18 protein-coding genes are annotated in these 18,578 nt (G+C 61.8%); 10 read left to right on the top strand and 8 right to left on the bottom strand.

What is annotated here, in order from left to right:
- Window positions 1-24: 24 nt before the first annotated feature.
- Together HYPGJ_RS00615 and HYPGJ_RS00610 are read right to left on the bottom strand one after the other, a co-directional pair.
- The gene (locus HYPGJ_RS00615; protein WP_046845417.1) at window positions 25-534 is read right to left on the bottom strand and encodes an invasion associated locus B family protein; all 510 of its coding nucleotides are present in this window, start codon (window positions 532-534) and stop codon (window positions 25-27) included.
- Window positions 534-1,040 carry an RNA methyltransferase gene (locus HYPGJ_RS00610; protein ID WP_046845416.1) on the bottom strand — a complete coding sequence of 169 codons (507 nt, stop codon included), beginning with the start codon at window positions 1,038-1,040 and terminating at the stop codon, window positions 534-536. Before HYPGJ_RS00610 ends, HYPGJ_RS00615 begins: the two co-directional genes overlap by 1 nt.
- Before the next feature lie 152 nt (window positions 1,041-1,192).
- Between HYPGJ_RS00610 and HYPGJ_RS00605 the strand changes: the two genes are divergently transcribed.
- Window positions 1,193-2,170 (top strand): NADPH:quinone oxidoreductase family protein, encoded by a 978-nt coding sequence (locus tag HYPGJ_RS00605; protein WP_046845415.1) that lies wholly within the window; start codon window positions 1,193-1,195, stop codon window positions 2,168-2,170.
- A gap of 25 nt (window positions 2,171-2,195) precedes the next feature.
- Here HYPGJ_RS00605 and thpR read toward each other — a convergent pair whose 3' ends face one another.
- Together thpR and HYPGJ_RS00595 are read right to left on the bottom strand one after the other, a co-directional pair.
- The gene (gene thpR / locus HYPGJ_RS00600; RefSeq protein ID WP_046845414.1) at window positions 2,196-2,768 is read right to left on the bottom strand and encodes an RNA 2',3'-cyclic phosphodiesterase; all 573 of its coding nucleotides are present in this window, start codon (window positions 2,766-2,768) and stop codon (window positions 2,196-2,198) included.
- 43 nt (window positions 2,769-2,811) lie between these two features.
- Complete coding sequence (locus HYPGJ_RS00595) at window positions 2,812-3,513, bottom strand: arylesterase (RefSeq protein ID WP_046845413.1); 702 nt, start codon at window positions 3,511-3,513, stop codon at window positions 2,812-2,814.
- 74 nt (window positions 3,514-3,587) lie between these two features.
- Between HYPGJ_RS00595 and HYPGJ_RS00590 the strand changes: the two genes are divergently transcribed.
- The 3 genes from HYPGJ_RS00590 (at window position 3,588) to HYPGJ_RS00580 (ending at window position 7,797) form a co-directional block, all read left to right on the top strand.
- On the top strand, window positions 3,588-4,343 hold the full coding sequence (locus tag HYPGJ_RS00590; protein ID WP_046845412.1) for an ATP-binding cassette domain-containing protein: 756 nt from the start codon (window positions 3,588-3,590) through the stop codon (window positions 4,341-4,343).
- Complete coding sequence (locus HYPGJ_RS00585; RefSeq protein WP_046845411.1) at window positions 4,340-6,922, top strand: FtsX-like permease family protein; 2,583 nt, start codon at window positions 4,340-4,342, stop codon at window positions 6,920-6,922. The genes HYPGJ_RS00590 and HYPGJ_RS00585 overlap by 4 nt, the downstream gene beginning before the upstream one ends.
- 107 nt (window positions 6,923-7,029) lie before the next feature.
- Window positions 7,030-7,797, top strand: a complete 768-nt coding sequence (locus tag HYPGJ_RS00580) for a Bax inhibitor-1/YccA family protein (protein ID WP_046845410.1) — start codon at window positions 7,030-7,032, stop codon at window positions 7,795-7,797.
- 72 nt (window positions 7,798-7,869) lie between these two features.
- On the opposite strand, the gene HYPGJ_RS00575 is transcribed toward HYPGJ_RS00580, so the two are convergent.
- Window positions 7,870-8,235, bottom strand: coding sequence for a DUF2794 domain-containing protein (locus tag HYPGJ_RS00575; protein ID WP_244465988.1), 366 nt, complete (start codon window positions 8,233-8,235; stop codon window positions 7,870-7,872).
- A gap of 471 nt (window positions 8,236-8,706) precedes the next feature.
- Here HYPGJ_RS00575 and HYPGJ_RS00570 point away from each other — a divergent pair, with 471 nt between their 5' ends.
- Window positions 8,707-10,788, top strand: coding sequence for a M3 family metallopeptidase (locus HYPGJ_RS00570; RefSeq protein WP_046845409.1), 2,082 nt, complete (start codon window positions 8,707-8,709; stop codon window positions 10,786-10,788).
- Window positions 10,789-10,809: 21 nt separating this feature from the next.
- Here the strand turns inward: HYPGJ_RS00570 and HYPGJ_RS00565 are convergent, their stop codons facing one another.
- Window positions 10,810-11,583 carry a DUF1223 domain-containing protein gene (locus HYPGJ_RS00565; RefSeq protein ID WP_052750745.1) on the bottom strand — a complete coding sequence of 258 codons (774 nt, stop codon included), beginning with the start codon at window positions 11,581-11,583 and terminating at the stop codon, window positions 10,810-10,812.
- Between the two features lie 262 nt (window positions 11,584-11,845).
- Window positions 11,846-14,560, bottom strand: a complete 2,715-nt coding sequence (gene acnA, locus HYPGJ_RS00560) for an aconitate hydratase AcnA (protein WP_046845771.1) — start codon at window positions 14,558-14,560, stop codon at window positions 11,846-11,848.
- A 234-nt stretch (window positions 14,561-14,794) separates the two neighbouring features.
- On the opposite strand from acnA, the gene ccmA reads away from it, so the two are divergent.
- From ccmA to HYPGJ_RS00535, 5 genes are all read left to right on the top strand, one after another.
- A complete protein-coding gene (gene ccmA / locus HYPGJ_RS00555; RefSeq protein WP_046845408.1) occupies window positions 14,795-15,418 on the top strand; it encodes a heme ABC exporter ATP-binding protein CcmA in 624 nt (207 codons plus the stop codon).
- A complete protein-coding gene (gene ccmB / locus HYPGJ_RS00550; protein WP_013217203.1) occupies window positions 15,415-16,080 on the top strand; it encodes a heme exporter protein CcmB in 666 nt (221 codons plus the stop codon). The genes ccmA and ccmB overlap by 4 nt, the downstream gene beginning before the upstream one ends.
- A gap of 296 nt (window positions 16,081-16,376) precedes the next feature.
- Window positions 16,377-17,132, top strand: a complete 756-nt coding sequence (locus HYPGJ_RS00545) for a heme ABC transporter permease (protein ID WP_046845407.1) — start codon at window positions 16,377-16,379, stop codon at window positions 17,130-17,132.
- 1 nt (window position 17,133) lies between these two features.
- On the top strand, window positions 17,134-17,304 hold the full coding sequence (ccmD, locus tag HYPGJ_RS00540) for a heme exporter protein CcmD (RefSeq protein ID WP_046845406.1): 171 nt from the start codon (window positions 17,134-17,136) through the stop codon (window positions 17,302-17,304).
- Window positions 17,305-17,308: 4 nt separating this feature from the next.
- Entirely contained in the window at window positions 17,309-17,899 is a 591-nt protein-coding gene (locus HYPGJ_RS00535; protein ID WP_083983984.1) for a DsbE family thiol:disulfide interchange protein, read from the top strand.
- A 32-nt stretch (window positions 17,900-17,931) separates the two neighbouring features.
- Here HYPGJ_RS00535 and HYPGJ_RS00530 read toward each other — a convergent pair whose 3' ends face one another.
- Complete coding sequence (locus tag HYPGJ_RS00530) at window positions 17,932-18,570, bottom strand: carbonic anhydrase (protein ID WP_046845404.1); 639 nt, start codon at window positions 18,568-18,570, stop codon at window positions 17,932-17,934.
- Window positions 18,571-18,578: the final 8 nt, after the last annotated feature.

Genomic DNA, 18,578 nt, shown 5'->3' with positions numbered 1-18,578 from the left:
GAACAAAGATCTAGCGCGATCGTGTCAGAAACACGTTTCCTGCAGCTTCTGCAGCGCGACGCCGACACCTGACAGCGAATACGTATCCGTCACCGTTCCTTGATCGGATGCGATCATGACGGTCATCGAGCTGCCCTTGCGCATCGCTTCGATGAGCTTCAATTCCTGTGTCGAGTCCGAGACGAAGGCGCGGTCGTTCGATCCGAATAGCGTAAATCCACCTGCGCCGACGGACGCCGTCCCCTGCGCGCTCTTCTTGATCTGAAATCCCATGCGGAAGCTGACTTCGCTTCGGATTCCATCCTTCGGCCATGCGGAGATATACGCGCGCGGCGTCTCGCGTTGAGCATTATCGGACGTACTCGACTTCGCCTCGCTCGTGACGAAACAAAAGAGATGCGGCGTCTCGGTATCCGTGAGCAGCTCCCAATCTCCGAACGTGTCGACGCGCGCCATCGTCCCGGCCTGAAGCTGCGACGATGCGGCGGCGACGAAAAAGCATAAAGCCGCGAGAATGCTCCGCGGTCCGTGCATCAAGGTCCCCCTTCGCCGATGGGACGATCGGCGAAACGTGCCAGAGATTTAACGCGGTCATACATCACGATGGCACCGGCCATCGCAACATTGATGCAAAAGCGCGTGGGGATTTTGATGACATAGTCGCAGCGTTCGACCAGCGGCTCCGACAGCGATCCGAGTTCGGGCCCGAGCACATAAGCGGCGCGCAACGGATGCCGGAAACTCGGCAAGTCGATTGCACCGTCCAGAAGCTCGATCCCGACCAGCTTGCAGCCGCCCGGCAGCGCCATGTCGTCGAGCGTCCCCCAGTTGTAATGCGGCAGATGCAATTGGCTCTTGGACGTATCGGCGTGCGCCTCCACGGCCTTGTAGGTCGCGCCGACGGTGAAGGTAAAACTCGCCCCGAACGCATGTGCCGATCGCATCAGGTTGCCAAGATTGAGCGACTTTGACATGCGTTCGGCTCCGATGGCGAAATAGCCCTTCGGATGCGGTGGCCAAGTCGTTGCGTTTCTTGACATTGCCTCGCGCTCGTGTGTGTCAGAGATGTGTCTAGAGTGCTTCCGGAAAAGCGGGAACCGGTTTTCCGAAAAGAAGCACGACAAACAAAAAGCTAGAGTCGAGCAGCGTTTCAACGAAACGCGGAAGGCTCTAGCGGCAAGGGACGTCACATATGAAGGCAGCTCTTTGCAAGAGCCTTGATGGTCCGCAGAGCCTCGTCATCGAAAAACTGCCGGAGCCTGTGCTTAAACCGGGCCAGGCACTGGTCAACGTCAAAGCTGTCGGGCTGAACTTCGCCGATACGCTCATCACGCGCGGCAAGTACCAGTTCAAGCCCGAGCTGCCGTTCGCGCCCGGCGCCGAAATCGCGGGCGTGGTCGAGGCTGTGGCCGATCGCTCTTCGGGCGTCGCGCCCGGTCAACGTGTGATGGCGTATGTGAACTGGGGCGGGGCTGCGGAGAAAATCGCGGTCGACGCGCAGGCGCTCATTCCCGTTCCCGACGATGTGCCCTTGGCGGTCGCGGCTGGGCTTTCCGTCACCTACGGCACGGCGATGCATGGCCTGCGCGATCGCGGCCGCTTGTCGGATGGTGAGACCGTCGTCGTCACCGGCGCGGCCGGCGGCGCCGGACAGGCGGCCATCGAAATCGCCAAGCTCATGAACGCCCGCGTCATTGCCGTCGCCTCGTCTGCTGAGAAATGCGAAATCGCAATGCGGGCCGGTGCCGACGAAGCCATCATTTTTCCCGGCAGCGACCTGAAATCGGAAATCCGCACGCGGACGGCCGGAAACGGTGCCGATGTCATCTACGATTGCATCGGAGGCGAAGCCGCCGAACCGATGGTTCGCGCACTCGCTTGGCAGGGACGTTTCCTCGTCGTCGGTTTCGCGGCGGGAGAAATTCCGAAGATACCGCTCAATCTCCTTCTGTTGCGCGGCGCGGAGATGGCGGGCGTGTTCTGGGGCGAGTCGGTGCGCCGCGATCCGGATCGCCACCGCGCCAACATGCGCCAGCTTCTCGACTGGGTCGCGGCGGGCCAGCTTTCGCCGCGCATCCACGCGACCTACCCGCTCGAGCAGATCATCGAAGCGCTGGGCGTGCTGGAGCGTCGCGAAGCAACGGGCAAAGTCGTGCTGACGATCGACTAAGCAACACGCACGCTAATTATCGCGATCACCAGTTCGCTTCGCCGTCCTCGCTCAGAAATTCCATTCCGCGCACGGGAAAGCGATCTTCGATCCCATACGGCCCGCCGCCGACGCTCGGCCGCGACGACATCAACAATGTGCGCGTCACGAAGAACGGCTCGGACCGGTATCCGCTGTACCGCGACAGAAACCGCGCCACCGCCTCCGCGTTCGAATGCTTGAGGCGCGCCAGCGTCACATGCGGACGGAAGGTCCGCGTTTCGGGCGCAAGACCAGCGTTGCGCGCGGCCTTCTCATGTGCCCGCGCAAGATCGTCGAGTTTCGCATTGGGCTCGATGCCGGCCCAGATCGAATGCGGATCATCGCCGCCGAATGCGCCGAGCCCGGTAATCCGAAGCTCGAAACCATCGACGTCGATACTCGCGAGATTGGCGATGAACTCGCGCGCCTTGGCATTATCGATGTCGCCCGCGAATCTGAGCGTGATGTGATAGTTTTCAGGCGAAATCCATCGCGCGCCGGGCAATGGCAAACGCAGACGATGAAGCTCGTCACGAATTTCGTCGGGGATCTCGATGGCGGTGAAAAGGCGAGGCATCGGGAACCTCCTTAGCTGCAGAATAGCGAAAGAACGGTGACGGCTATTTTGCCGCCGTCTTCCGCTGCGAGATACGCTGAACCAGCGCTTCCACGTCGGGCAGAATGCGTTTGACGACTTCGCCGATGCCGCTCGCCGTCGGGTGCAGCCCGTCCGGCTGGGAAAACCCCGGGTCCAGCGCCACGCCGTCGAGGAAGAACGGATACAGCGGGACATCGTATTTGGAGGCGAGGCCGGTATAGATCGCGTCGAACGCTTTGACGTAATCATCGCCCCAATTGTTCGGCGCCTTCATGCCGGTGAGAAGAACGGGCACGTCGAGCAACTTGAGCGAAGCGAGCATCTTGTCGAGATTGGCGCTGGGTTCCTTGGGATCGATCCCGCGCAACGCATCGTTGGCGCCGAGTTCGAGGATGACGCCGTCCGGCTTCGGCTGCATCGCCCAGTCGAATCGGCGAAGGCCATCCGCCGTCGTGTCGCCCGAAACGCCAGCATTGACGACGGTGACCTTGTAGCCCTTCGCCTGAAGCGCCATTTGAAGCTGCGCCGGAAACGACTCGCTGGCCTTGACGCCGTAGCCTGCCATAAGGCTATCGCCGAACGCGACGAGGGTGATGGGTTGCGCCTCGTCGGCCGACACCGAAAACGGCGCGACGATCGCCGCCACGCCAACAGCCACCAGAATTGAGAGGGCAAATGTCACGACCAACGCCGGAGCCGTTCGAAGCCTGTGGCGCACGTTCATTTTTCGGCCCCACCGTTCACGCAAATCATTGATCTGACGTAGAGCTTCGATTTCCGAGTGACAAGTCCCGGATAATGACAAAATCCAGCATGCGCATTGAGCAAGGCGACCAGAATTTGAGCGATTCCATTATTCAACTCGACAATGTGCATCTGACGCTGACGAGCAAAGCCGGCCCGGTACACATCCTGCGCGGCGTTTCATTGGATATTCCGGCCGGGCAGCCGGCGGCGATCGTCGGTCCTTCGGGCTCCGGAAAAACCTCGCTCCTGATGGTGATGGCGGGCCTCGAACGCGCGAGCAGCGGCTCGGTCGCGATTGCAGGGCGTGAGCTGACGCGATTGTCGGAGGACGATCTCGCCGTGCTTCGCGGCGCCGAGATGGGCATCATCTTCCAGTCGTTCCATCTCGTACCGACGATGACCGCCCTCGAGAACGTCGCCTTGCCGATGGAGTTGGCGGGCGAAGCGGATGCTTATAAGAACGCGCGCGAGCTTTTGAAGGAAGTCGGCCTCGCGGCACGCATGGAACATTATCCCGCCGAGCTTTCGGGCGGCGAACAACAGCGTGTCGCCATCGCCCGCGCTTTGGTCCGCGAACCGCGCATCATTTTCGCCGACGAGCCGACCGGCAATCTCGACGGCGGCACTGGTCGCCAGATCGTCGATCTTCTGTTTGGTCTGCGTCGCCGTCGCAACGCAACGCTGGTGATCGTCACGCACGATGATCGCCTGGCGCACATGGCCGACCGCATCGTCCGCATGTCCGACGGGTCCGTTGCGTCTGATGAATCGACTCGGTCCGCGGCCGTTCGCGCGGTGTCGCCGTGACGCTTGTTTTGGATCCGCGCGCAACCCTCGCACCGTCTCGCTGGGCAAGCTTGAAAACCGTCCTGAAACTCGGCGTGCGCGAGTTGCGCGGCGGGCTCAAGGGCTTTCGCATCTTCATCGCCTGCCTCGCGCTAGGTGTAATGGTGATCGCAGCCGTCGGAGCCCTTGCCGACGCCTTGCGCGCGGGCCTTGCAAGCCAGGGCGAAACCATTCTCGGCGGCGATGTCACGTTCGCGCGCATGCACATCCGCGCCACGCCCGACGAGCGGTCGAACTTCCAAAATCTCGGTCGCGTCAGCGAAACGTCGACATTGCGCACGATGGCGCGCCGTCTCGATGGATCGGATCAGGCTCTGGCGGAGCTGAAAGCCGTCGACGCCGCCTATCCGCTCTCTGGCGAGACGACGATCGAAGGCGGCAAATCCTTCCGCGAAGCCATCGTCGACAACGGCGCCGTCGTCGACCCAATGCTTCTCGAACGCCTGGGCCTGAAGGTCGGGGATCGTTTTCGCGTCGGGCAAGCCGAGATCGACGTTACGGGCGTGTTGCAAGCCGAGCCCGATGCCGTTGCGGATCGCCTGACGTACGGCCCGCGCATATTCGTTTCGCTCGCGACGCTCGATAAAACCGCGCTCGTGAAACCCGGAACGCTCATCCGCTGGCGCTACGCGGTCAAACTTCCGCCCGATGCGCCGTCGGACAAGGAAACGCTTGCGAACCTGCGCAAGTCCGTCGAGCAGAAAATGCCGGCGGCTGGCTTTACAAGTCTCGACCGTTACGATCCCTCTCCCCAGATCACGCGCACGCTGGATCGCCTGCGCCAGTTCCTGATTCTGATCGGGCTGGCCTCGCTTCTGGTCGGCGGCGTCGGCATCGCCAGCGCCGTCGCAACCTTCATCGACAAACGCGTGAAGGTTGTCGCCACGCTGCGCAGCCTCGGAGCGTCCGGCACGCAGATCATCGGCATCTTTCTGGTGCAGATCATCCTGATGAGCGCGATCGGTATCGCCATTGGACTCGCGCTCGGCGTCGCCGTCCCGCCGCTGGTCGAGAACTTCTATGGCGACCTGCTGCCCGTCCGCACCGGAATCGAAGTTTCGCCCCAGAGCCTCGGCCTCGCGGCGCTCTATGGCTTGCTGGTGGCGCTCATCTTTGCGCTTTGGCCGTTGGGCCGCGTCGAAAACGTCCGCGCCGCCGTTCTTTTCCGGGACTCGATCAACGCGGTCACCGGCTGGCCGCGCCGTTCGATCGTCGTCGCGACCGTATCATTGGCAGCCCTGTTGTTCGCCGTTGCCGTCGCGACGTCCGAGCCGCATTACATCGCCGTCTACATTGCGATCAGCCTTGTGGTGATGCTCTCGGTTTTCGGATGGCTTGGCGGCGCCATCGCGCGTCTCGTCAGACGGGTTCCACGGCCGAAGTCGCCGGAGCTCGCGCTGGCCTTGCGCAACATCGCCGCCCCCGATGGCCTGACGCGCTCCGTCATTCTATCGCTCGGAACAGGCCTGTCCTTGCTGGTCGCCGTTGCGTTGGCGAATGCTTCGCTCGTGTCGGATCTCAATGATCGCCTTCCCGAGCAAGCACCGGATTACTTCCTGCTCGACATCCCGCCCGACGAGTTCGATGCGGTGAAAGCCAAAATCCTTAGCGACATTTCCGGCACGAAGCTCATCGATGCACCGATGCTGCGCGGCCGCCTCGTCGCGATCAAAGGAACGCCGGTCGAACAGGCGAAAGTCCCGGCCGACGCCCAGTGGGTGCTCAATGGCGACCGCGGCCTGAGTTACGCCGACGCAATTCCCGAGGGCTCGACGCTGACCGCTGGCACATGGTGGGCGAAGGACTATCAAGGCCCGCCGCTGGTTTCGTTCGAACGCGATCTCGCCAAAAAGCTTGGCCTCGAAATCGGCGACGGCGTGACGGTCAACGTCCTCGGCCGCAACGTCGAGGCGAAAGTCGCCAACCTGCGCGAAGTCAATTGGGAGAGCCTGGCGCTCAACTTCATCATGGTCTTTTCGCCCAACACGCTGCAGGGCGCTCCGCACAACATGCTGGCGACCGTGCGGCTGCCGGCAGGAACGTCGCGATCGGCGGAAACCGCAATGGTGCGCGACATGGGCAAAGCCTATCCATCCGTCACCGCGATCCGCGTGCGCGACGCCATCGACCAGTTCAACAAGATCCTCGCCAAAGTCATGATTGCCGTCCAGGCGGCAGGCAGCGTGACTCTGGCGGCGGGCGCTTTGGTGCTCGCGGGAGCCCTCGCGACGGCTCAGCGCCGCCGCATCCTGGAAGCCGTGATCTTGAAGACGATCGGCGCTCGCCGGCGCCAGATTCTGAAGGCGCACGCGTTTGAATATGCGCTGCTGGCGCTGCTTGCGGCACTCGTCGCCATCGCTCTCGGCGGCCTGATCGCGTGGGTCGCGGTCACCTGGATCATGGAGATCGACTTCGTTTTCTCGGTGAATGCCGTTTTGGAGACGCTCGCCGTCGCCGCCCTGATGATTACGGCGTTCGGCGGCATCGGCACCTGGGCCGTGCTGAGGGCACCTCCCGTGCCATATCTCCGGACGGAGTAAAAAATTAAACTCTCGGTTTTCATAGGCCTTGAAAGCTTGGCCTACTGAGATCATATCTTGCGCAGGTGCGGCGGATTTGCGCCGCTTCAAACGAGGATTTTACGACAATGGCTGAAGTTTTTACGCGTCCGACTGGGCCAATCGGCGGCGCGAGAACATCCGGCGCATTAGACCAGGGGCTGCGCTCCTTCATGCTCGGCACCTACAACTACATGGCTCTCGGCGTGGCCGGCACCGCTGTCGTCGTGATGCTGTTGATGGCCAACCCGGCCGTCATGCAGGCAATCGCGCTTGGACCGATGAAGTGGGTGATCTTCGCCGCGCTTCTGGGCCTGGGCTGGTTTGCCCCCCGCCTGTTCTTCTCGGGTAGCACTGCGCTCGCGCACGGCGCCTTCTGGGCCTACTGCGCACTCTGGGGCGTCCTGATCTCGCCGATGATCGAAATGTTCGTCGCGCGCGGCCTTTCGGGCTTGATCGGTCAGGCCTTCTTCATCGCGGCGGCAACGTTCGCGGCGACGAGCCTCATCGGCTACACGACCAAGAAGGACATGACCGGCTGGAGCGGCTTCCTGTCGATGGCGTCGATCGGCCTGATCATCGCGATGCTGGTGAGCTTCTTCTTCGTCACCGACCCCGGCACGAGCAAGACCGTCAGCCTGCTCATCTCGTCGGTCGTCGTGCTGCTCTTCTCGGTCATGACGGCGTTTGAGACGCAGGCGATCAAGTCGATGTACATTGAGAACGCGTCCTACGGCAGCGAGGATGCCCTGAAGCGCTCTTCGATCTTCGGTGCGTTCATGCTGTACGGTTCGTTCATCACGATGTTCATCCACATCCTGAACATCCTGGGTCTGATGAACAGCAACAGCAACTAACGTCAGACGAGATATAGAATGCGAAAGGCCCCGATTTTCGGGGCCTTTTTTGTATCCGGTCTCTGTCGCCGCTCAGGAATTGACGAGATCAAGTCTGTCTTCGAGCACGCTGAGCACGCGTTTGAGATCGTGTCCGCGCTTCATGATCAGGCCGCCCGCCGCGATGACGCTATAGGCGCCCTGCTTGCGCGCGAGACGCAAATCCTTCTCGATCCGGTAGAGCGGATATTCGCACGAGCGCCGGTAGACGGAAAAAACGGCTTTGTCGCGCAACAGATCGATCGCGTAATCGCGCCATGCGCCGGACGCGACCTTGCGCCCGTAAAGGTCAAGGATGGCGGCAAGCTCATGCCTGTCGAAGGAAGTCGGCCGGTTTGGCTCGGAACCGTGCGTTTCCGGAGCCGCGTGATGCCCCGCGCGTCGCGGGCGGAAAACTATCGGATCGGTTGTCTCGCTCAAATCGAGTCGTCCGTTGCTGACCTTTTCTGAGGATCGCCCCAATACCTGGCGAAAGCAAGAGCCAGCTTATTGCGACAGCTTGTAGAGACTCCTTTGCACCGAATTACCTCGCATCCGACAAATTCGCGACGACCAACTGGCCACAATCCGCCGTATTAAAACGCGATAGAGATAACGGTTGACCGAGACCTTGCTTCACGACCGGCTCTGGACACTCAGCCCCCCAGCCCCCCGGGGCCACAGTTTCGGAGCTAGGTCTCGGCAACCCTCCTGATGACCTTCTCCTGTCTTGGCTTCCCCGTCCAAGACAATCCCTGCCAGATACCCCTCAAGGGCCGGATCGATCCGGCCCTTTTTTCGTGTCCCATTACAGGATCGTTATTTGAGATAACGAGAAAAACTGTGATTATATCAAGTTACGCTGAAGCGAAAATGGATAGCGATCGCAGGATGATAGCACGTGCACGGAAACCGGCCGCCAAGGCGCCGCCCAAGTCTGCAATCAACCCGTTGACGGCCAAATGGAATAGCGAGTTCGGGCTTCCGCCATTCGACAAAATCGAAGCTCGCCACTTCAAGCCCGCGCTCGAAGCCGCCTTTCGTCAGCACAAGGAAGAGATCGAAAAGATCGCGTCGAATCCGGCCAAGCCGACATTCGCAAATACGATTCTGGCCCTTGAGAAAAGCGGCTGGCAGCTCTCCAGCGTTGCTTCCGTTTTCTGGAATATCGAAGGCTCCGACTCGACGCCCGAATTGCAGGAAGTCGCGCGCGACATGGCTCCGCGGTTCGCGGCGCATGAAACGCGCATTCTCCTCGACAAGCGTCTGTTCAAGCGGATCGCCGACCTTTACGAGCGCCGTGAGTCGCTGAAGCTCAGCGACGAAGATCGCCGCGTGCTGGAACGCCATCATCTCGAATTCGTTCGCGCCGGAGCGCGCCTGTCGCCAGCGCAAAAATCGCGCGTCAAGGAAATCAACGCCCGCCTCGCGACGCTCGTCACGCAGTTCATGCAGAACGTTCTGAAGGACGAGCAGTCCTGGCGGCTCGTTCTCGAAGACGAAACCGATCTCGCAGGCCTTCCGTCGACGCTGCAGGAAAGCGCCGAACGTGCCGCCGCCGATGCCAAGGTCGAAGGCAAGGGAATGATTACGCTGGCGCGCTCCAGCGTCGAAGGCTTTCTGACGTTTTCCAGCCGGCGCGATCTGCGCGAGCAGGCCTTCGAAGCCTGGGTCAAGCGCGGCGCCCATGACGGCGATACCGACAACCGTCAGATCGTCGCCGAGGCCGTCGCGCTCCGCAGCGAATATGCGCGGCTGATGGGATTCAAATCCTTCGCCGAGTTCAGCCTGCAGGACACGATGGCGAAAACGCCGGACGCGGTCGACGATCTGCTGCAAGGTGTCTGGCGCAAAGCCGTCAAGCGCGCAGGCGAAGAACACGATGCGCTTCTCGCCGAAGCCCGCGCGAGCGGCGATAACTCGCTGATCATGCCGTGGGACTGGCGCTACTACGCCGAGAAGGTCCGCAAAGCCAAATTCGATTTCGACGAGTCGAAGCTCCGGCCGTACCTGCAGCTCGACAACATGATCCGCGCCGCATTCGATTGCGCGACGCGGCTGTTCGGCCTGCGATTTAAGGAACGGACCGACCTGCCGCGCTATCATCCCGAAGTCCGGGTGTGGGAAGTCCTGGACAAGTCCGGCGATCACGTCGGCATCTTCATGGGCGATTATTTCGCGCGACCCTCGAAGCGGTCTGGCGCCTGGATGTCGGCGTTCCGCTCGCAGCATAAGCTGGCGAAAGGCCAGTCGCCGGTCATCATCAACGTTCTGAACTTCGCCAAGGGCGCCGACGGCGAACCTGCTCTGCTGTCATTCGATGACGCGCGCACGCTGTTTCACGAATTCGGCCACGCCCTGCACGGCCTGTTGTCGGACGTCAGCTATCCGTCGATCTCCGGAACCGCCGTCTCGCGCGATTTCGTCGAACTGCCTTCGCAGCTTTACGAGCATTGGCTGTCGACGCCGGAAGTGCTCGAAAAGCACGCGCTGCACTACAAGACCGGCAAACCGATGCCGAAAGCGCTGCGCAATCGCCTGTTCGCCGCGCGCAATTTCAATCAGGGTTTTGCGACGGTCGAATATACGTCGTCGGCGCTGGTCGACATGGCGCTCTATTCGGCCAACGGCAATCCGATCGGCGACGTCGAAGGCTTCGAGCGCGAAACGCTGAAAGACATCGGCATGCCGGACGAGATCGTGATGCGCCACCGCATCCCGCATTTCATGCACATCATGTCCGGCTATGCGGCAGGCTATTACAGCTATCTGTGGTCGGAAGTGATGGACGCCGATGCGTTCGCAGCATTCGAGGAAGCAGGCGACGTGTTCCATCGTCCGACCGCGAAAAAGCTTTATGAGTTTATTTATTCAGCGGGCAATCGCCGCGATCCGCATGCGGCTTATGTCGCGTTCCGTGGGCGTCCGCCGAAGATCGATGGGCTGTTGAAAAAGCGCGGCTTGGCGGCCTAGGTCGCCCGCCGCCGATCGTGATCACCAGAGGCCCGCGAGCGTTCCGCCGATGATCGGGCCGCTGCGGTCCTCCTGCAGAAGCACCACGATCTTCTGCACTTCGGCCTGCATCAATGCAGCGCGCGGAAGCTGGATCGCAAGCGGCTGTCCCTTCCAGATTCCGATCGGCGTCAGCTCGCGCACGATGTTCTTGTAGGTAAGCTGCTTGCCCTGGTTCTCGCCGTCCTTGACGTCGACCGTGCCGGACGATTGCACGACGCCAAGCCAGATCGTCGCCTCGCGCGGTCCGTGCCCGGCTTCCTCTCCGCCGAGCGCGAAGTTCAGCGTGTTCCGCTCCTGCCAGAAACGGATCGGAATGTGCCGCGGTCCGACCTTGTCCGACGTCCGCTCGATCGCGCTCTGAATTTCGGCTTCCGATGCGCCGTTGACGTGAACTTCGCCGTTGACGATCGCTTGCGGCGTATAGATGGCGCCGTCGCCACGGGCGCGGGCATAGTTGCGCTGCCGCTCACTGTTGCGCGGCGAACCGAACGTGTCTTTCCAGCCGAGATAATTCCAGTAATCGACGGGGAACGTCAGCGCGATGATCGACGGGTCAGCCGCAAGCTTGTCGAGTAGCGCATCCGCCGGCGGGCACGATGAGCAACCTTGGCTCGTGTACAGCTCGACGACAGCTCGCACGGGCGTGGCGGTCTGCCCCTCCTCGCCAGCGGGTTGAGCTGCGAGAGACGACGCGGTGGCGATGGCGAACACGGGCGCCAGGATTGCTGCCAGAAGACTATCGCGAAAACGCATTTCTGCTCGCCCTAATCGTGCTTCGTACGGGAAGCACGACAAAACAAAGAGCTGAAGCCTTTCCGCAATCGGAAAACCCCAGCGAGGTGATGCTGTCACCCCTGATCTTTCTTACTCTCTAGCGTGACGGCCAGAAAGTGAAAGCCCGGAAAGCCCTGTCACGAACGGGTGAGGAGCACGGTATTCATCTTAACGCGGCGGCGCTGGCAGCAAAAAGGGGCGCGGCGCGCCCCTTTGTTTATCGTTGTCGGTGAAAACCTGCTTACGCCGCCAGATTGCGCAGCACGTAATGCAGAATACCGCCGTTCTTGAAGTACTCGATCTCGTCCAGCGTATCGATACGGCAGAGCACCGGCACGTCGAACGACGTTCCATCGGCCCGCGTGATCGACAGATTGACGGTCTCGCGCGGCTTCACTTTGGCGAGGCCCCGGATCGTGACCGTCTCGTCGCCCTTGAGCCCGAGCGTCTGCCACGAGGTGCCATCCTGGAACGTGAACGGCGCGACACCCATGCCGACGAGGTTCGAACGATGGATGCGCTCGAACGACTGCGCAACGACGGCGCGCACGCCGAGCAGGTTCGTTCCCTTCGCCGCCCAGTCGCGCGAGGAGCCGTTGCCGTATTCGATACCGGCGAACACGACCAGCGGCACGTTCTCCTGCTCGTAGAGCATGGCGGCATCGTAGATCGCCATCTCCTTGCCCGACGGATAATGGATCGTCAGGCCGCCTTCCTTCACGTTGCCGTTGGCGTCTTTCACCATCGCATTCTTGATGCGGATGTTGGCGAACGTGCCGCGCATCATGACTTCGTGGTTGCCGCGCCGCGTACCGTACTGGTTGAAGTCGACGGGCTGCACGCCGTGATCGAGCAGATAGCGTCCGGCCGGGCTGGACGTCTTGATCGATCCCGCGGGCGAGATGTGGTCGGTGGTGATCTTGTCGCCGAACAGCCCGAGGATGCGCGCATTCACGACATCTCCGACCGGCTTCGCATCGCGCGCGATGCTCTGGAAGTAGGGCGGGTTCTGAACGTAGGTCGACTCGCCGTTCCAGCCGTAGGTGAGCCCGCCGCCGATCGCGATCGACTGCCAGTTTGTGTCACCCTTGAACACGTCCGCGTATCGCGCCTTGAACATGTCGCGCGTGATGTTCTCGGCGATGAACTTCTGGATTTCCTGCGTCGTCGGCCAGATCTCCTTGAGATAGACGGCCTTGCCGTCGCTACCCGTTCCGATCGGATCTTTCGTCAGATCCTTGAGCACGGTCCCCGCCAGCGCATGTGCGACGACGAGCGGCGGCGAGGCGAGATAGTTCGCCTGCACGTCGGGGCTGACGCGTCCCTCGAAGTTGCGGTTGCCCGAAAGAACCGCAGCGGCGACGATGCCGTTATCGTTGATCGCCTTCGACAACTCCGGCGCCAGCGGCCCCGAGTTCCCGATGCAGGTGGTGCAGCCGAAGCCGACGAGATTGAAACCGATCTTGTCGAGATAGGTCTGCAACCCCGACTGCGCGAGATAGGCGGCGACGACCTGCGACCCTGGCGCGAGCGATGTTTTCACCCACGGCTTGCTCGTCAATCCGCGCGCGACGGCATTGCGGGCGAGAAGCCCGGCTGCAATCAGAACGCTGGGGTTCGACGTGTTCGTGCAGCTCGTGATCGCGGCGATGACGACGTCGCCATGCCCGATGTCGTAGGCTTTGCCTTCGACCGGAATGCGCTTCTCGAGCTCGCCCGGCTTCTTGTATTCCGACGCCAGCGCGGTCTCGAACCCGCTCTTGATGTCGCCGAGCGCGAGCCGGCCTTCGGGCCGTTTCGGTCCTGCCATCGACGGCACCACGTCGCCGAGATCGAGCGCCAGCGTATCGCTGAACACCGGATCGGCAGAGCCCGACTCGCGGAATAGGCCCTGCGCCTTCGAGTAGGCTTCGACGAGCGCAATGCGATGCGCATCGCGACCGGAGATCGTGAGATAGTTGATCGTCTCGGAATCGACCGGGAAGAACCCGCACGTCGCGCCGTATTCCGGCGCCATGTTGCCGATCGTCGCCCGGTCGGCGAGCGTCATGCTGTCGAGGCCGGGCCCGTAGAACTCGACGAACTTGCCGACGACACCTTTCTTGCGCAGCATCTGCGTAACGGTCAGGACGAGGTCCGTCGCTGTCACGCCTTCGTTGAGCTTGCCGGTCAGACGAAAGCCGATGACTTCCGGAATGAGCATCGACTGCGCTTGACCGAGCATCGCAGCTTCCGCTTCGATGCCGCCGACGCCCCAGCCGAGCACGGCAAGGCCGTTGACCATCGTCGTATGGCTGTCGGTGCCGACGAGTGTGTCGGGATAGGCAACCGTCGAGCCGTCGGGCAACTGCTTCGTCCACACCGTCTGCGCCAGGTATTCGAGATTGACCTGATGGCAGATGCCGGTGCCGGGCGGCACGACGCGGAAATTATGAAACGCGCCCTGGCCCCATTTCAGGAAGTTATAGCGTTCGCCGTTGCGCGCGTATTCCAGCGCCACGTTGTCGGCGAGCGCCTTCGGTGTCCCGAACTCATCGACGATGACCGAATGGTCGATGATGAGATCGACCGGCACCAGCGGGTTGATCTTGGACGGATCGCCGCCGAGCTTCGTCATGCCGTCGCGCATCGCCGCGAGATCGACGACGGCCGGAACGCCGGTGAAGTCCTGCATCAGGACCCGTGCCGGACGGAAGCCAATCTCTTTTTCCTTTTTGCCCTTGTTATCGAGCCAATCGGCCATGGCCGCGATGTCGGCTTTCGTAACCGTGCGTCCGTCCTCATGACGCAACAGGTTCTCGAGCAGAACCTTCATTGAGTAAGGGAGCTTGGAAATGCCCTTGAGGCCGTTGGCCTCGGCATCGGGCAACGAATAGTAAACGTAGGGCTTGCCCTCGACAGTGAGGGTCTTGCGGCAGTTGAAGCTGTCGTTGGATGTAGGTGTGAGTGCGCTCAAGGTCAGGCCTCCGAAGTTAGGACGAAGGGCTGCGCCGCCGGAGTGCCGGCGGATCGAGGACATCCCGCGACATCGCTGACGATGCCGCGCGATCCCCGCTTTTGCGCTAGCGAAGGATACAACGTGCCTTTTATATAATCCTTCAAAAAAGTGAACCCCTTCACGTTTTGGCGATGGCGTCGCAGGCAAAATGCGGCAGCCCTTGTTCATTTTGCAGTCACGGAAACCGTCCCTGTGCAACTCATTGCCGAAGACTTGGTCATAGAGCGGGGCGGCCGCATCGTTATCGATGGCCTGTCGTTCTCGGTTTCCGAGGGAGAAACTCTGGTCCTTGCGGGAGCCAACGGCGCGGGCAAGACGACCTTGCTCCGAACGATCGCAGGCTTCATCCGCCCCGCGAGCGGCACGGTCCGGCTCGACGGCGGCGACGGTGAACTGACGATCACGGAGCAGGCGCACGTCGTCGGTCACGCCAACGCCATCAAGTCGAGCATGACGGTTTTCGAAAACGCTGCCTTCTGGGCGGAGTATCTCGGCGAACAAGCGGCCAAGACCGAGCGGATCGAGCGCGCGCTTCATCACTTCGGTTTGGAAGATCTCGTGGAATTTCCGGCGGCTTATCTTTCGGCCGGACAACGGCGGCGGCTCGGCCTCGCGCGTCTTTTGCTCGCGCCGCGTGCCCTCTGGCTTCTCGACGAGCCGACCGTATCGCTCGATATCGCGTCGTCCGACCGGCTCGTGGCCGCAGTCAACGATCATACGCGCGCGGGTGGCCTAGCGATCGTCGCGACGCACGTGCCGCTGGCGCTGGAGCGCGCCCGCACGTTGACAATCGCTTCCCAAAGGATGGCCGCGTGACGAGCTTCTGGGCACTCGTTCGCCGCGACCTGCGATTGGCCGTCCGCGAAGGCGGTGCGATCGGCACGGCGCTGGGATTCTTTCTCGTCGTCGTCTCGCTGATGCCGCTGGGCCTCGGGCCGGACCTCAATCTGCTGGCGCGCATTGCGGCCGGCATTCTGTGGATCGCGCTGCTGCTGGCAGCGCTGCTGTCGCTCAACCGCATTTTCGAAGCCGACTATGAGGACGGCACACTCGACGTCCTCGCAACCGGACGCCTGCCGCTCGAACTCGTCGCCGCCGCAAAAGCGTTGGCGCATTGGCTGACGACCGGCATCCCGCTGGCACTGCTCGCGCCGGTGCTTGGGATTTTGCTCAACCTCGACCTTGGGGCCTATCCGGTCCTCGTTGCAACGACGCTCGCCGGAACCCCGGCGGTCAGTTTCCTCGGAGCCATCGGCGCCGCATTGACGGTGAAGGCCCGGCGCGGAGGCTTGCTGCTGGCGCTCGTCGTGCTGCCGCTTTATGTCCCGACCCTGATTTTCGGCATATCGGCCGTCAGCGCCACGATGGGACCTTCCGGTATCGGCGCGGCGTTTCTGATCCTGACGGCGATATCGCTCGCCGCCGTCGTCCTCGGACCCATCGCCGCCGCCGCCGCCCTCCGCATACAACTTCAATAATTGTCGGCACGTTTTGGCCGGCAACCATCTCGGCCGCAGGCTCGCCTCCGGTTGACACCTCGGTCCGTCCCTTAACCTGGGATCCACCGAGGGCTAGATGGAGGCTTCCGATGTCGAATTGCTTGGGCTTTACGGTGTACGCCGAGGTCGCTATCGCGTTGATAAACGCCGGACTACCCTGGCACCTGACTGTGCTATTTCTGATCTCTGCTCACATAGCAATGTTTCAGATTTTTAAGTCTCGCTAGGCCAGCCATTCATTGCTTAAAAATGGTGAAAGGCTTACATCCCCGATCATGCAAACGCTGACGCAGCAACTGGCCAACCCGACCCGTTTCATGGGGCTCTCCGCGAGAGTGCTTCCGTGGGCGTGGGCCGCGGCCGCCGTCTTGATTGCCGTCGGATTTTACCTGTCATTTTTCGACTCGCCCGCCGACTATCAGCAGGGCGAGACGGTGCGCATCATGTACATCCACGTGCCCTGCGCGTGGCTCTCGATGATGATCTACGGCCTGATCGCCGTATCGAGCTTCGGGCTTCTCGTGTTCAGGCATCCGCTCGCCGACGTTTCCGCCAAGGCCGCCGCGCCGATCGGCGCCGCCTTTACGTTCCTGGCGCTGCTGACGGGGTCGCTCTGGGGCAAGCCGATGTGGGGCACCTATTGGGTCTGGGACGCGCGCCTGACGTCAGTGCTGATCCTGTTCTTCCTCTATCTCGGATTGATGGCGCTCCGCGCCGCGCTCGAAGATGAATCGGCCGCCGCCAAGCTGACGGCGGTGCTCGCGCTCGTCGGCGTCACGATCCTTCCGATCATCAAATTTTCGGTCAACTGGTGGAACACGCTGCATCAGCCATCGACCGATTTCACATCGACCGTCGATCCGAGCATGCGCTGGCCGCTGATCATCATGGCGCTGGGATTTACGCTGCTGTTCTTCGCCATGCATCTTAAGGCCATGCGTAACGAGATTATGCGCCGCCGCGTGAAGGCGATGCGCGCGCAGGTCGTCGCCGGCCGTGACCGGCTCGCATCATCGGGGTCCGCGACCTAGCATGGACCTCGGACCGCACGCCGCCTTCATCTGGATTTCCTATGCCGCCGTGACCGTCGTCGTCGCGGCCCTCATCGCCTGGCTCGTCTTCGATGGCAAAAGGCAAGCCGCCGCGATGGAGGAACTCGAAAAGCGTGGCGCGAGACGCCGCTCGGCAGGCGCCGTGGAGTAAGACTGTGAACCGATCGAAATTTCTACGTCTGTTGCCGGTTTTGCTTTTTGCCGCTGTCGCGGGTTTTTTCGCGATCGCGCTGCGCACCGGCGATCCGTCGCTTCTTCCCTCGACGCTTGTCGGCCGGCAGGTTCCGCAGGGCGTCTTCCCGCCCATCGAGGGTTTGGAATCCGCGAACGGGCAACCTGAAGGCGGCTTCGCCAGCGCCGACCTCGCCAAGGGCAAGGTTTCCGTCGTCAACTATTGGGCATCGTGGTGCGTGCCCTGCATCGAGGAGCATCCGTTCCTCGAAAAGCTGAAAAGCATGGCGAACGTCGACATTTACGGCATCAACTATAAGGATCGCGCGGACGCGGCGCGCCGGTTTATCGGCCGCTTCGGCAATCCCTATACGGCCGTCGGCACGGACGCTTCGGGCCGGGCCGCCATCGACTGGGGCGTCTACGGAACGCCCGAGACATTCGTCGTGAACGGCAAAGGCCAGATCGTCTATAAGCACGTCGGTCCGATTTCCGAAGGCGCGTTGACGTCGAAATTGCTTCCCGCAATAGAAAAAGCCCGCGCGGAGGCGGGCTCGACAGCGTCCGGGTCCTGATCGACCGGGCGCCGTCCGACGAAAAACTCAACTCAGAGCGACTGGAATTTCTTCGTCTCGTTGTCATAGACGGTGAGCATGCCCGTCGCGATGTCGAAGTGCGCGCCGTGCAGCTGCAGCAAGCCCTTCTCCTCGCGCTCGCGCACGAACGGAAACGTCCGCAGATTTTTCAGCGACTGCATGACGCCTTCTTGCTCGAGCGCACGCTGTTTGAACTCAGGCGAGGCATCCGGATTGTTGCGCTGAACGGCCAAACGCGCTTCGTCCAGCATCGACATCCAGCGCGAGACGAAATGAGCTTCCGTCTGCACGGCGGCTTTCTCGTCCCAGGCCGCCTTGATGCCACCGCAGCCGGAATGCCCGATAACGATCAGATGACGGAGATTGAGGTTGAGGATCGCGAACTCGATCGCCGAACTGACGCCGTGGAAGTTGCCGCCGGTTTCGTAGGGCGGAACGAGATTGGCGATATTGCGCAGCACGAACAGCTCGCCCGGCATGGCGCTGAAGATCGTTTCCGGATCGACGCGGCTGTCGGAGCACGAGATGACCATCGTCTGAGGGTCCTGGCCCTGCGTCGCGAGCCTCTCGTAATGTGCGGCGTTCGGCGTGAAATGGCGAAACTTGAACCGGCGATAGCGATCGGAAAGGGAGTCGGGAAAGCTCTTCATTGTCCTTG

The sequence above is a fragment of the Hyphomicrobium sp. GJ21 genome, from assembly GCF_001006785.1.
Classification (GTDB): Bacteria; Pseudomonadota; Alphaproteobacteria; order Rhizobiales; family Hyphomicrobiaceae; genus Hyphomicrobium_B.
This window is presented reverse-complemented; position numbering and strand designations above follow the sequence as displayed.

Coding starts and splice junctions, on each gene's coding strand:
- HYPGJ_RS00545 (WP_046845407.1), top strand. CDS start 16,377: ATGCAAACGCTGACGCAGCAACTGGCCAACCCGACCCGTTTCATGGGG.
- HYPGJ_RS00595 (WP_046845413.1), bottom strand. CDS start 3,513: ATGAACGTGCGCCACAGGCTTCGAACGGCTCCGGCGTTGGTCGTGACA.
- HYPGJ_RS00570 (WP_046845409.1), top strand. CDS start 8,707: ATGATAGCACGTGCACGGAAACCGGCCGCCAAGGCGCCGCCCAAGTCT.
- HYPGJ_RS00565 (WP_052750745.1), bottom strand. CDS start 11,583: ATGCGTTTTCGCGATAGTCTTCTGGCAGCAATCCTGGCGCCCGTGTTC.
- HYPGJ_RS00530 (WP_046845404.1), bottom strand. CDS start 18,570: ATGAAGAGCTTTCCCGACTCCCTTTCCGATCGCTATCGCCGGTTCAAG.
- thpR (WP_046845414.1), bottom strand. CDS start 2,768: ATGCCTCGCCTTTTCACCGCCATCGAGATCCCCGACGAAATTCGTGAC.
- HYPGJ_RS00590 (WP_046845412.1), top strand. CDS start 3,588: ATGACAAAATCCAGCATGCGCATTGAGCAAGGCGACCAGAATTTGAGC.
- ccmD (WP_046845406.1), top strand. CDS start 17,134: ATGGACCTCGGACCGCACGCCGCCTTCATCTGGATTTCCTATGCCGCC.
- HYPGJ_RS00615 (WP_046845417.1), bottom strand. CDS start 534: ATGCACGGACCGCGGAGCATTCTCGCGGCTTTATGCTTTTTCGTCGCC.
- HYPGJ_RS00580 (WP_046845410.1), top strand. CDS start 7,030: ATGGCTGAAGTTTTTACGCGTCCGACTGGGCCAATCGGCGGCGCGAGA.
- HYPGJ_RS00605 (WP_046845415.1), top strand. CDS start 1,193: ATGAAGGCAGCTCTTTGCAAGAGCCTTGATGGTCCGCAGAGCCTCGTC.
- HYPGJ_RS00610 (WP_046845416.1), bottom strand. CDS start 1,040: ATGTCAAGAAACGCAACGACTTGGCCACCGCATCCGAAGGGCTATTTC.